Raw genomic sequence first — 13,337 nt, forward strand, 5'->3', positions numbered from 1 at the left:
GTCGATACCTATAACAACGCAGGACCCAAAGTCCTGCACCACCAAAAGCCAGGCTCAAAGAACTGGCATATAAAAAAGTGATAAAGGGAGCTGCACATCGTGAAAACAACTAGCACTGCGTTATTGGCATTGTCTCTCTCGTCGTTTGGCGCACTGGTTCAGGCTGAACCGGCAAGCCAGACGTTCGTACCGACCGAGCTGAGTTCAAAGAATGCACAGGCCGACGCCAACGGTTTTATCGAAGATCAACACCTGACCGGCACGACCCGTAACTGGTACGCCAATGAACTCAAACGTCGTGGCGAAGTGTTTCGCTACAACGACAACGGCATTGCCGAGCAGACCTCGCGTCGTATCAACTGGCAGCAGGGCACGATCGTCAACTACACCTCCGGTTATACGCAGGGCGTTGTAGGTTTCTCCACCGAACTGGCGCTGTACAACGCCATTGCGCTGGACCGTGACACCGACGACTTTGCCGGCAACTCCAACCGTACCCTGGCACACAGCGACGGCGATGCAGTCGGTCAGTGGAGCAAGATGGGCCTGGGCAACGTCAAGGCGCGGGTTTCCAACACCGTACTGACCATGGGTCGCCAATCGGTGAACACCCCGGTCATCGCCTTCATCGGCAACCGCGCACTGCCCTCCAGCTTCCAGGGTGTTGCCGTACAGAGCGACGAGCTGAATAACCTGTCCTTTCAAGCCGGTAGTTTCGACCGCGTATCGCCACGTATGGAGCAGAGCCTGGACAAGTTCCGCTCCGAGTACGGTGATCGCAGCCAGACCGCCGACCGTCTGGACATGTTCGGCGCTGACTACAAGCCGACCGACAGCCTGACAACCAGCTTTTACGCATCGAATCTGGAAGATTTCTGGCACCAGTACTACTTCGGTTTCACCCACGAACTGGGTGACAGCAAGGCGCTGGCGCTCAGCACCAACCTGAACTACTACAAGACCAAGGACTCCGGTCAAAGCAAACAGGGCCCTATCGACAACGATACCTACAGCCTGTCCTTCACCGGTACACACAATGCTCACAGCATCAGCCTTGCCTATCAGCAAGTATCTGGCGATGAGTACTTCGACTATGCGCACGACACCAACGCGATCTTCCTGGCCAACTCCCTGCTCTCGGACTTCAACGGCCCGAACGAGAAATCCCTGCAGATCGCCTACGTACTGAACATGGCCGAATACGGCGTGCCGGGTCTGAAATTCAACATCTACCAGGCTCGTGGCTGGGACATCGACGGCACCAAATACAAAGGCAACGTCTACGGCGACGTCCAGACCATCAATGGCGTTCGGACACCGAGCGGCGTAAACGCAATGGACGGCGAGACTCACTACGAATACGGTATCGGTACGTCGTACTCCGTGCAGTCCGGCCCGCTCAAGGCTACTGCCATCCGCGCCACTTACACCACCCACCGCGCCAGCGAGAATCAGGCTGATGGCAACATCAACGAATTCCGTCTGGTGACCACCGTTCCGTTCAACATTCTTTAAGCGGTCCCGTAGCCGTGGCTGACACAGGGTCAGTCACGGCTTCTTCGATCAACAAGGAGGCTTCTATTGAAACTGCTATCGCTCCGCGCGTCGATTGCCATTGCGCTGCTTAGCGCCGCCGCAACCGTTTCGGCCAAACCGCTGGTGGTCTGCACCGAAGCGAGCCCTGAAGGTTTCGATATCGTGCAGTACACGACCGCCGTCACGGCAGATGCCTCGGCCGAAACCATTCTTGAACGTCTGGTAGCGTTCACCCCAGGCACCACTGATACCGTACCGGGCCTGGCTGAAAGCTGGGACATCAGCCCCGACGGTCTGACGTACACTTTCAAACTGCGAAAGGGCGTCAAATTCCAGACCACCGACTACTTCAAGCCCACCCGCGAAATGAATGCCGATGACGTGGTCTGGAGCTTCAAGCGCCAGTTGGACCCCAAGCATCCGTGGCACGCACTTTCGCTGGTCGGCTACCCCTATTTTGAAAGCATGGGCTTCCAGAACTTGCTCAAGGACGTCGAAAAAGTTGACGACTCCACCGTCAAGTTCACCCTTGCGCATCCCGAGTCGCCATTCCTGCGTGATCTGGCGATGCCGTTCACCTCGATCTATTCCGCCGAATACGCCGACCAGTTGCTCAAGAGCAACAAGACCGCCGAACTCAACAGCAAACCGATTGGCACCGGCCCGTTCATCCTGACTCGCTATGCCAAGGATGCCCAAGTCCGCTATAAAGCCAACCCGAATTACTGGAAAGGCAAAGTGCCGAGTGAAGCACTGATCTTTGCCATCACTCTGGACAACAACACACGCCTGCAAAAGCTCAAGGCGAATGAATGTCAGGTTGCGCTTTACCCAAAACCTGACGATATTGCCAACATCAAGGCTGACCCCAATCTCAAGATCGACGAGATGGAGTCCATGATGACCAGCTACCTGGCCATGAACACCTCGCACAAATACCTGAGCGATGTGCGCGTGCGGCAGGCGATCAATCTGGCCTTCGACAAGAAATCGTACATCAGGGCACTGTTTGGCGAAGGCAAGGCCACTGAGGGTGTAGGCCCGTATCCACCGACCATGATGGGTTACGACACCGCTAGCAAGAGCCCCGCATACGATCCTGACAAGGCCCGTGCGCTGCTCAAGGAAGCCGGCGTACCTGAGGGTCAGGTATTCACCCTGTTTGCTCGAAATGGCGGCGCGGTGACCAACCCGAACCCGATGGTAGGCGCACAGATGCTTCAGTCGGACATGGCCAAGGTCGGGATCAAGATAGACATTCGCATCATGGAATGGGGCGAAATGCTCAAGCGCGCCAAAAATGGCGAACACGACATGGTTTTTGCCGGATGGGCTGGCGACAATGGCGACCCGGATAACTTCCTCACGCCCAACCTGAGCTGTGACGCGGCCAAAAATGGCGAGAACTATGCCCGCTGGTGCAACAACGCGTTCGAGGACGCAATCACTCAAGCACGAAAAATAACCGAACCGGCGGAACGTGCCGCCCTCTATAAGCAGGCTCAACAAGTGTTCAATCAAGAACAGCCCTGGATCAGCCTGGCTTACCCGAAACTTTTCGTTGCAATGCGCAAAGATGTCGAAGGCTTTAAAATAAGCCCTTTGACCAATAACAACTTCGCCACTACCCAGGTGAAGTAGAAAAATAATCCGGCGAGCTCATAACCCGAGACTCGCCGGAGCACGCCTAACCGGCTGATGAGGTACACACCAAGATGTTTAGTTTTATCGCCCGCCGAGTGGGGTTGCTGATACCCACTTTCTTCGGCATCACCTTATTGACCTTCGCCCTGATTCGTCTGATTCCGGGCGATCCGGTCGAAGTCATGATGGGTGAGCGCCGTGTCGATCCGGAAATGCACGCTCAGGCCATGGAGCGTCTGGGTCTGAACAAACCCCTCTACGCCCAGTACATCGATTACATCGGCAAGCTCGCCCAGGGCGACCTCGGTGAATCGCTGCGTACGCGCACCAGTGTCTGGTCCGAATTCACTTCGCTGTTCCCGGCAACCCTGGAGTTGTCGCTGGCGGCGCTGATTTTCGCGGGTATTCTCGGCCTGCTGGCCGGGGTGATCGCCGCACTCAAGCGAGGGTCCCTGTTCGACCATGGGGTCATGGGGATTTCCCTCGCCGGTTATTCCATGCCGATCTTCTGGTGGGGCCTGATCCTCATCATGTTCTTCTCGGTAACGCTGGGCTGGACCCCGGTTTCCGGGCGCATCGACCTGCTGTACGACATTCCGCCGGTCACCGGCTTCATGCTGATCGACACGCTGCTCAGTGACGAACAGGGTTCGTTCCTCGATGCCCTGCACCACATGATTCTGCCGGCCATCGTACTGGGCACCATCCCGCTCGCGGTGATCGCCCGGATGACTCGCTCGTCGATGCTCGAAGTGCTGCGTGAAGACTACGTGCGTACCGCCAGAGCCAAAGGCCTGTCGCCTGCCCGTGTGGTATTCGTTCATGGCCTGCGCAATGCGCTGATTCCGGTACTGACCGTGTTCGGTCTGCAAATCGGTACCTTGCTGGCCGGTGCGGTACTGACCGAAACGATCTTCTCCTGGCCGGGTATCGGCAAGTGGTTGATCGAAGCCATTGGCGCCCGGGACTACCCGGTCGTGCAAAACGGCATTCTGCTGATCGCCTGTCTGGTGATCCTGGTCAATTTCGTGGTGGATATCCTCTACGGCTTTGCCAACCCACGCATTCGTCACCAGCGCTGAGATCATCGATATGAGCACCCCTACTCCTGCGGTAGCAGTCGATCAAAGCCTGCTTTACCCATCCCCGTACAAAGAATTCTGGCAAGCCTTCTCGAAAAACAAAGGCGCGGTTGCCGGCCTGCTGTTCATGATCCTGATCGTGTTCTGCGCCCTGTTCGCGCCCTGGGTTGCACCCCATGACCCGAGCGAGCAATACCGCGACTTCCTGCTGACGCCTCCGGTGTGGCTCGAAGGCGGCCAATGGCAATTCATCCTCGGTACCGACGAACTGGGCCGCGATCTGCTGTCACGTCTGATCCAGGGCTCGCGCCTGTCGCTGCTGATCGGTCTGGCATCGGTGGTCATGTCGCTGATCCCCGGCATTCTGCTGGGCTTGCTGGCGGGCTTCTTCCCTCGCGTGCTCGGCCCTTCGGTGATGCGCCTGATGGACATCATGCTCGCCCTGCCTTCGCTGCTGCTGGCTGTGGCCATCGTGGCGATCCTCGGCCCAGGCCTGATCAATACCGTAATCGCCATCGCCATCGTGTCGCTGCCTTCCTATGTTCGTCTGACCCGCGCTGCGGTGATGGGCGAGCTGAACCGCGACTACGTGACGGCTGCCCGTCTGGCTGGCGCCACACTGCCACGCCTGATGTTCATCACCGTGCTGCCCAACTGCATGGCACCGCTGATCGTTCAGGCGACCCTGAGCTTCTCGTCGGCGATTCTCGATGCCGCAGCGCTGGGCTTCCTGGGTCTGGGCGTACAGCCACCGACGCCTGAGTGGGGCACCATGCTCGCCTCGGCGCGCGACTACATCGAACGTGCCTGGTGGGTCGTGAGCCTGCCCGGTCTGACCATTTTGCTCAGCGTGCTGGCAATCAACCTGATGGGCGACGGTCTGCGCGATGCGCTGGACCCGAAACTCAAGAACGCCGCCTGAGGAGATTCGCATGTCACTTCTTGAAATCAAGAATCTCAACGTCCGCTTCGGCGACGCCAAGGCCGTACCTGTTGTGGACGGCCTGTCCCTGAGCGTCGAAAAGGGAGAAGTACTGGCCATCGTCGGCGAATCGGGTTCCGGTAAATCGGTGACCATGATGGCGCTGATGGGGCTGATCGACTCCCCCGGCATCATCACCGCCGACGCGCTCAATTTCGACGGCAACGACCTGCTCAAGCTCAACTCGCGGCAGCGTCGACGCATCATCGGCAAAGACCTGGCGATGGTCTTTCAGGACCCGATGACCGCTCTGAACCCCAGCTATACCGTGGGTTTCCAGATCGAGGAAGTGCTGCGCCAGCACCTGAACATGTCGGGCAAGGCCGCACGCCAGCGTGCACTGGAACTGCTGGAAAAGGTCGAGATCCCTGGCGCCGCTGCGCGCCTGAATGCCTACCCGCACCAACTGTCCGGTGGCATGAGCCAGCGTGTGGCGATTGCCATGGCGATTGCCGGCGAACCGAAACTGCTGATCGCCGACGAACCGACTACCGCGCTGGACGTGACCATCCAGGCGCAGATCATGGAGCTGCTGCTGAGCCTGCAAAAAGAGCAGGACATGGCACTGGTGCTGATCACTCACGACCTGGCTGTCGTGGCCGAAACCGCCCAGCGAGTCTGCGTGATGTACGCCGGTCAGGCCGTCGAAGTCGGTCAGGTGCCTGGGCTGTTCGATGTCCCTGCCCACCCGTACAGCGAAGCCTTGCTGGCCGCCATTCCCGAGCACAGCATGGGCGCCGAGCGCCTCGCCACGCTGCCGGGCATGGTCCCGGGCCGCTATGACCGTCCACAGGGTTGCCTGCTGTCTCCGCGCTGCCCGTACGTACGCGACAACTGCCGTACCGAACGCCCTGCCCTTGATCCCAAGGCGCACAGCCTGGCGCGCTGCTTCTATCCCTTGAATCAGGAGGTGGCGTAATGAGCGTCGTACTGACCGCCCGCGACCTTACCCGTCACTACGAAGTTTCCCGCGGCCTGTTCAAGGGCTCGGCGCTGGTGCGTGCGCTTAACGGGGTGTCCTTTGAACTGGAAGCCGGCAAGACTCTGGCTGTGGTCGGCGAGTCCGGCTGTGGCAAATCGACACTGGCGCGCGCGCTGACACTGATTGAAGAGCCTTCATCCGGCTCGCTCAAAATCGCCGGTCAGGAAGTTGCCGGGGCCAGCAAGGCCGAGCGCAAGCAGTTGCGCAAGGACGTGCAGATGGTCTTCCAGAGCCCTTATGCCTCGCTCAACCCAAGGCAGAAAGTCGGGGATCAGCTCGGCGAGCCGCTGCTGATCAACACCAATCTGTCGGCCGCCGAACGCCGCGAGAAAGTGCAGGCGATGATGGCCCAGGTCGGTTTGCGCCCTGAGCACTATCAGCGCTACCCGCACATGTTCTCCGGCGGTCAGCGTCAGCGTATCGCGCTGGCCAGGGCAATGATGCTGCAGCCCAAAGTGCTGGTAGCGGACGAGCCGACTTCAGCGCTGGACGTATCGATTCAGGCCCAGGTACTGAACCTGTTCATGGACCTGCAGCAGGAATTCAACACCGCCTATGTGTTCATCTCCCACAACCTGTCGGTGGTGCGTCATGTCGCCGATACGGTATTGGTGATGTACCTGGGCCGGCCTGCGGAAATGGGTCCCAAGGAAGAGATCTACAACCGTCCGCTGCACCCGTACACGCAGGCGCTGCTGTCGGCGACCCCGACCATCCACCCGGACCCGCTCAAGCCGAAGATCAAGATCGTCGGCGAGCTGCCCAATCCGCTCAACCCGCCAAGCGGCTGCGCCTTCCACAAGCGCTGCCCCTATGCGACCGAGCGTTGTGCCGCCGAAGTGCCGGAGCTGCGTCTGGTGGATAACCGCCAGGTGGCGTGCCATTACGCCGAGCAATTCGTAGCGGCGTAGCTGGAAGCTACAAGCTACAAGCTACAAGCTACAAGCTACAAGCTACAAGCTACAAGCTACAAGACTATCGTGCCCACGCTCCAGCGTGGGCACGCAGTTCTGGACGCTCTGCGTCCGATCTTCGCTAGTCAATACACGTCCCGCCGATAACGCCCTTCCTCGATCAGTTCCCTGACTGCCTGCTCGCCCAGCACCTCGTTCAGCACCTGATCCACGCCCGCCGCCATACCCAGCAAGCTTCCACAGATGTAAATCGCTGCACCGTTGTCGAGCCATAGACGCAGTTCATCGGCCGCCTCGCGCAAGCGATCCTGCACGTAGATCTTTTCTGCCTGATCCCGGGAAAAAGCCAGGTCCAGACGCGTCAGATGGCCAGCCTGCAACCAGCTCTGCAGTTCAGCACCGCAATGGAAGTCATGCGCGCGGTTACGTTCGCCGAACAACAACCAGTTGCGCACTCGCCCTTGAGCGATACGCGCCTTGAGCAGGCTACGCAAACCGGCCAGCCCCGTGCCATTGCCCAGCAGGATCAATGGCAGCGGCTCGGCAGGCAGATGAAAGCTGCTGTTGCGGCGTAAACGCAGGCTGACGGCACCGCCCAGGGCACAGTGTTCGGTAAGCCATCCCGAGCCCAGCCCCAGGCTGCCGTCGGCATGCACTTCCTGACGCACGATGAGCTGCAGACAGCCGTCCTCTGGAATCGAGGCAATCGAGTATTCGCGTACGGAGACCGGCACCAGCGCATCGATCAACGCCTGCGCATGCAGCCCCACCAGATGCGCACGGTTCTGCGGTAGCTGGCGGCTTGCCAGCGCCTGCGCGAGCGGCTCCTGCAAACCATCCACGCTGACCAATGCATCCGGATCGACACCCAGCCCGGCGAGAAACGGCTCGATGACCCGCAGCGTTTGACGCGGCATCACCTCGACCAGATCCCCCGCCTGCCAGTGCGCCGAGGTTGGTGGCGTCAAGTCCAGCAGATAGACCTTCGAACCACTGCTGCCAGCGTTCAATAGCGCGCGCCGAGTCAGCGTCCAGTTCTCGAAAACCGGTGCCTGCCAGTGCGCTGCAGGCGCGCAACCGGTCACCTGCCCCAATTGCTGCTGCCAGTGTTGCAGGGCTGCAGGATCGGCGCTGTCCACTTCAACGGGCGGGAACAGGCTGCGCCCGCCCTGCGCGGTCAACCAGCCGTGCAAACGATGGGCAAAGCCGCAAAAATGCGGGTACTGCCGGTCGCCCAGCGCCAGAACGGCATAATCGAGCTGGTTCAGTGAAAGTGGACTACCCAGCAGCTTGCGCTCGAAACGTCGGGCACTGTCCGGCGCCTCCCCGTCACCAAAGGTACTGACAACGAACAGGGCATTACGGCTTCGGCATAGTTCTTCTTCGCTCAGATCGCCCAGCCGCTTCACGCGTACCGACAATCCCGAAGCCTGCAACTGGCCGGCGGTCTGCCAGGCCAATTGCTCGGCGAAACCGCTTTGACTGGCGAAACAGACGAGCCAGGACGCTTCATCGTCGTGATCACCACCCTGAACATCGCCGCATGCACGCTCGATACCGCGCTTCTTGCGACGTCGATCCAGGTACAGCAACCAGCCAGTAATAAAGAACAGCGGCATCAGCAACGATGCGCCGGTCATGATGATTCGACCGACGAGCCCGAAGTAACTGCCGACGTGCAGCGCGTAATTGCTGGCCAGTAATTGCGCACCGAAACTGCGTTCGGCATAGCGTACGACCGAGCTGACCTGACCATTGGCCGGATCAAGGGTGATGGTGTTCAGCGCACGCGGGTGCGGAGAATCCTTGAGCAGGTAAAACACGGTGGCAGGCTGACCGCCTGCAGCAGGCAGGCGCAGGTTATAAGCCCGCAAGTCCGGCCCTGCGCTCTTCTGGATACTGTCCCAGACCGCCACGTAATCGACCACCAGCGGCAATCTTCCGGCAGCCTTGGCTGGGGCAGCGATGCCCTCCTCGAGCGGCGGATCCCCGATCAGTTTATTCAGGCCGTTGCTCACCCAGTCATATGACCAGGTGAGCCCCGTGATGGCGAACAACAGGTAGAACAACAAGCACCAGGTGCCGAAGATCGAATGCAGGTCCCAGTTGAAACTGCGCCCCTTCTTCGCCCAGTCAACCGTCAGCCAGACCCGCCAGTTCCGCACTGCGCGAGGCCAGCGCAGGTACAGTCCGGACAGGCAAAAGAACACCAGAATCAGCGTACACGCCGCCGTGACCTGCTTGCCCGCCTCGCCCACGGCCAGATAACGGTGCAGCTTCAGGACAAAGTCGAAAAACCCTTCCCCCACCGCATTGCCTTTCAGCTCGCCGGTGTAGGGATCGAAATTGCGCTTGGGGCCTCGACGCTCGCCCGCTTTGGGCGTGAAGAAGACCTGAGCGACACGATTGCCGGTGGTTTCGACACGCAGAATAGCGACCGTCAGGCCGGTCGCAGCTTCCAGCCTGCGCACCAGTTCGACGGGCGGCAGCGTGGCACCGCGCGACTCGACCAACAGCACATTCGGATTCAGCGCATCGAGAATTTCGTCCTCGAACGAATACAGCGCACCGGTCATCCCCATGAGGGTCAACACCAGACCTGCCGTGATCCCGAAGAACCAGTGCAGTTGAAACAGGACTTTCTTCAACGCCGACGCTCCCCCCTCTGCGGGCTGCGGCGCGCATTATGCTCCAACCGCGACACATTCTCATCTTTAAATCGAGGCAACGCGGGTTTCCCTGTCCAGTCGCGCCGCTGACGAGTAAAAACATCCTTATAAAGAACATTAAATCTACCCCTATACCACCTCCATTTAAAAAGGCAGTTGCCCACGACGGCTGACTGCAAATAGTCAGGTGTCTTACATCTTTAAACCATGTTTCTGCTTTGACGCCCTCCCCCCTGAAACTCTAATATTTTTCAGCACGAGAACATTAACTCGTGGAGGGGATCAATTTCTGTTCTCCCAGTGGAAATAAGGACATATCCATGCACCCAATGTTTTATGACGTCGTGAAGGCAGAACCTTTATCCGGTGACCTCAAGGCGGATGAGGCGATAAAAACGGCCGAACTGTTCGGTACGATGTCGTCTGCCACTAACAAGCAGGTCACCCGTGCACCCGGTTTGATTCTGACCAAAGAGCAGATTATCAACCTCAAGAAATATGAATTGGCGGGCCTCGCTCTGCCCATTGAACTGGACGATGTCATTGTTTATCTCGGCTATTCAAAAGGTGCCGGTGTCGGGCTTGAACCTGAAGACTTTCTGAAAAGTTTCAACCTTATCCACCGGCATGCACGTCGCTGGAGTCCTCTGCGCACCGACCTTCTGGGCATAGGCAGCAAACTGAAAGTCTTCGCAGGCAAGATGCTCGTGTACGGCCAAAGCATGGAGGAGATCAACGACGACATCCGGACCGGGAAAATCGTTGACCATTATCAGATCAAGACACTGGAGGATGTTAAACGCTTGACCCTTGAACTGGGCAAGGACTTCCCGGGCATCGCGCTGGATGAAAACGATAAGGAGATCACCAAGGAAATAGGCTACCACCTCACCGATATACTGGACCTGATCACCGCCAATCTGGCCGATGCCCAAACCATCAAGAAGGAGCTGGATCAGTTCGGCCTGGACCTGTCGCTGCATGTCGGGCCCGAGATACAACGCAAGATGGTTGCCATCGACAACAGCTCACTGCCAGCCGACGTGGCGAAGCTGACCCTGGATATCGAGCAGCGCGCAAAGGACATCGATGAAAAGAACAAGGAATACAAGGCGACGGTACAACAATCGTTGAATTCGGTCAGTAGCTTGAACATTGCGGGTCTGGCACTGGGCATTTACTTTGGCGTCGAGGCTGAGAATGCCAGGTACGCGCGCAATGAATTAATCGCACAACAAGCCGCCGACATAGACACCTTGCAAGACAAGAACAATATTCTGGGCTCATTGAGCAGGGTAAAGTTTAATTTGCAGAACCTGGCGACGATTGTGGTCGATGCCGACGTGGCCACTAAAAACCTGATTACCGTATGGAACAAGCTTTTTCTGTTCATTGAGGCGTCTGTGGGATCGGCGTCCGAGATAAACGACGCCTTGTCCTTAAGGCAATTTATGAATCACTTCAGACAAGTCGTTCAACCCTGGAAGACCATCGAAGATGACTCGGACGCCTTGCTTAATGTGTTCAAGGAAGCCGATGAAGAATATAAACGGATTTATGGATAACTCGACAATGAAAAATACGCTCACGCTCAATGACACCGCCTTCTCGGCTCAAGCACCTGACCGCGCCGCCATGACTCGCAGCCTGCAACTCATGCGTAACAATCTGGTAAAGGCAGACCTGCTGTTTGCCAAGACCCAGTACCTGCCCAACCTTTATGAAAAGCTCACGCGCCTGAACATCCTGGCCGTCACTGAACAGCAGCGCCTCGGAGAACACGCTGAACGGCTGATCATTGATATCGAGTCGAAGACCACCCTGCTGAGGCAGTACGCTCAACCCTCCGCTATTCCCATAGATGCCGAGGATCTGGAAGATATTGACGCTCAGTGTCAGCGCCTTGTGAACAATGTCACTGCAACGGCCGATCAACTGGCCAATGCTGTGAGTGGACTGACGCAAGGTATCGATCGACAGCAGACCGCTGAGTTTGTACAGAGTCTGGAAGGTGACATGGCAAAAGTCGGCATCGAACTCGATGTTTCACACACCCGCCTGGCGAAGTTGAAAGACGAGCGTCAAGTGCTGAGCAGCGCTATCGACGCCCTGGAAAGCAAGGGGCTGGCGAGTATTGCCAAGGACACCTTGATCACTGCGGAGAAGGTGCTCGGCCTGGGAATGCAGCCCCCGCAACTCGCCGTGATCATGCTGGCGCTCGAGCAAATGAAGGCGACCCTGGAAAAGGGTGCAGCGGGAATCAACCTCATCGCGATGATCAAACGCCGTGATGGTTTTCGCGAGCGCATCAATGCCCTGTCCCAGCAATTGGCAAGCCTGGACAAGGACAAAATGGGGTTCGCACAGCGCATTGAACTGCTTGAATGCTTCAACGCTTTTGACGAGCAACGGGCCGCTTATGTCGAGCAATACCAGAAAATCAAAAACGCGCTGGACAGCTTTCTGGACGTCAACACCACGGGTACATCCGATGACAGCCAACGCAGCATGCGCCTGATCGAGTCGGGCCGACAGTTGATCGGCTACTTGAGCCGCATTCGCTGATAGCAGCGTAGCTCGGGTTGCAAGGGAAATGGCCTGTACGCCCGTTGCAACCCGCGTTTATACACCTGCCGTTCGACAGCAGCCAAAAAGTCATCAACTCTCGAGGGGCCAGCATGACAGAACAACTCTTGTATCAAAGCGACTTCAAGGACCTCACCACTTACCTGCAGGTCTTGCAGAGGCTTCCGGAATTGACCCGCTCTTTCAAGGTCCATCTTGATCAGGTGCCGCTGGCCGGACGCAGCGCCGACCCCATTCCCGAACTACGCAATGTGCTTGACAGGGCCTACAAGGACTTATCTGTCTGGTCAACGCTTATGCCCAAGTTGATGGCGATGCACAGACGACTTGACGCCCTGACGGCAGAACTCACGCAGTTTTCCGGAAATGCAACGCAGCACCAGAAGCTGGCCGTGCAACTGAGGGGCTCCGCAGGCGATCGGCTGATAGCGTTCGAGAACGAGTTCGATAACGAGGAACAGACCGTACAGAAACTGACCCTGGGTATCTGCACCATTCTGCCGCGACTTATTGACTTCCTGAACGACGCTATCTCTCGCTATAGCCGCAAGTTCGGACTGAAGCCGGGCAACCCTCTCCGGGAAAATCTGGCAAACGCCCTGCCGCTGTCATTCGGTGCACCGGATGCGATCGACGCGCAAGAACGACTGTTTCGTGCACAAGGTTATGCGTACCGAGCGTCAGGGTGGTACACCCGCGCTTACACGGCCGCCAGTAATCTGGGTGCCTACCTGTCGCGAATGTGGGAACTGCTCTGGGCCTGTGTGGGCAGCATTATCGGCGTACGTAAAGCCGACACACCTTCGCGTGACCGCCTGGCATCAGGGCTGCTACTGGTCAACGTGCGGGAAATCCAGCGTCTTTCCAAAGGGTTCGACACTGGGCAGGAGCTGACTGCCTGACCCCGGATGAAACGCAAAAAAAACCCGCGATCACTCGCGG

Annotated in this window: 10 protein-coding genes; 9 read left to right on the top strand and 1 reads right to left on the bottom strand. The window is 58.1% G+C overall.

Annotation, left to right across the window (positions count from 1 at the left end):
* The first annotated feature begins 99 nt into the window (after positions 1 to 99).
* The 6 genes from AC54XV_RS22310 to AC54XV_RS22335 all read left to right on the top strand — a co-directional run bounded on the left by AC54XV_RS22310 (position 100) and on the right by AC54XV_RS22335 (position 7,137).
* Positions 100 to 1,515: an OprD family porin gene (locus AC54XV_RS22310; protein ID WP_024640036.1), complete on the top strand. Its 1,416-nt coding sequence runs from the start codon at positions 100 to 102 to the stop codon at positions 1,513 to 1,515.
* Positions 1,516 to 1,581: 66 nt separating this feature from the next.
* Complete coding sequence (locus AC54XV_RS22315) at positions 1,582 to 3,177, top strand: ABC transporter substrate-binding protein (protein WP_024642524.1); 1,596 nt, start codon at positions 1,582 to 1,584, stop codon at positions 3,175 to 3,177.
* A gap of 74 nt (positions 3,178 to 3,251) precedes the next feature.
* Entirely contained in the window at positions 3,252 to 4,262 is a 1,011-nt protein-coding gene (locus AC54XV_RS22320) for an ABC transporter permease subunit (protein ID WP_003400038.1), read from the top strand.
* A gap of 10 nt (positions 4,263 to 4,272) precedes the next feature.
* On the top strand, positions 4,273 to 5,184 hold the full coding sequence (locus tag AC54XV_RS22325) for an ABC transporter permease subunit (protein ID WP_002555194.1): 912 nt from the start codon (positions 4,273 to 4,275) through the stop codon (positions 5,182 to 5,184).
* A gap of 10 nt (positions 5,185 to 5,194) precedes the next feature.
* Entirely contained in the window at positions 5,195 to 6,163 is a 969-nt protein-coding gene (locus tag AC54XV_RS22330; RefSeq protein ID WP_010436785.1) for an ABC transporter ATP-binding protein, read from the top strand.
* Complete coding sequence (locus tag AC54XV_RS22335) at positions 6,163 to 7,137, top strand: peptide ABC transporter ATP-binding protein (protein WP_003400031.1); 975 nt, start codon at positions 6,163 to 6,165, stop codon at positions 7,135 to 7,137. Before AC54XV_RS22330 ends, AC54XV_RS22335 begins: the two co-directional genes overlap by 1 nt.
* Before the next feature lie 128 nt (positions 7,138 to 7,265).
* On the opposite strand, the gene AC54XV_RS22340 is transcribed toward AC54XV_RS22335, so the two are convergent.
* Positions 7,266 to 9,788 carry a PepSY domain-containing protein gene (locus AC54XV_RS22340; RefSeq protein WP_496717225.1) on the bottom strand — a complete coding sequence of 841 codons (2,523 nt, stop codon included), beginning with the start codon at positions 9,786 to 9,788 and terminating at the stop codon, positions 7,266 to 7,268.
* Positions 9,789 to 10,129: 341 nt separating this feature from the next.
* Between AC54XV_RS22340 and AC54XV_RS22345 the strand changes: the two genes are divergently transcribed.
* The 3 genes from AC54XV_RS22345 to AC54XV_RS22355 all read left to right on the top strand — a co-directional run bounded on the left by AC54XV_RS22345 (position 10,130) and on the right by AC54XV_RS22355 (position 13,297).
* Positions 10,130 to 11,374, top strand: a complete 1,245-nt coding sequence (locus AC54XV_RS22345; RefSeq protein ID WP_003400026.1) for an alpha-xenorhabdolysin family binary toxin subunit A — start codon at positions 10,130 to 10,132, stop codon at positions 11,372 to 11,374.
* Between the two features lie 7 nt (positions 11,375 to 11,381).
* Positions 11,382 to 12,374 carry an alpha-xenorhabdolysin family binary toxin subunit B gene (locus AC54XV_RS22350; protein ID WP_024642527.1) on the top strand — a complete coding sequence of 331 codons (993 nt, stop codon included), beginning with the start codon at positions 11,382 to 11,384 and terminating at the stop codon, positions 12,372 to 12,374.
* Between the two features lie 113 nt (positions 12,375 to 12,487).
* Positions 12,488 to 13,297 carry a hypothetical protein gene (locus AC54XV_RS22355; protein WP_496717226.1) on the top strand — a complete coding sequence of 270 codons (810 nt, stop codon included), beginning with the start codon at positions 12,488 to 12,490 and terminating at the stop codon, positions 13,295 to 13,297.
* Positions 13,298 to 13,337 lie beyond the last annotated feature (40 nt).

This window comes from Pseudomonas fragariae (ex Marin et al. 2024), assembly GCF_059621105.1.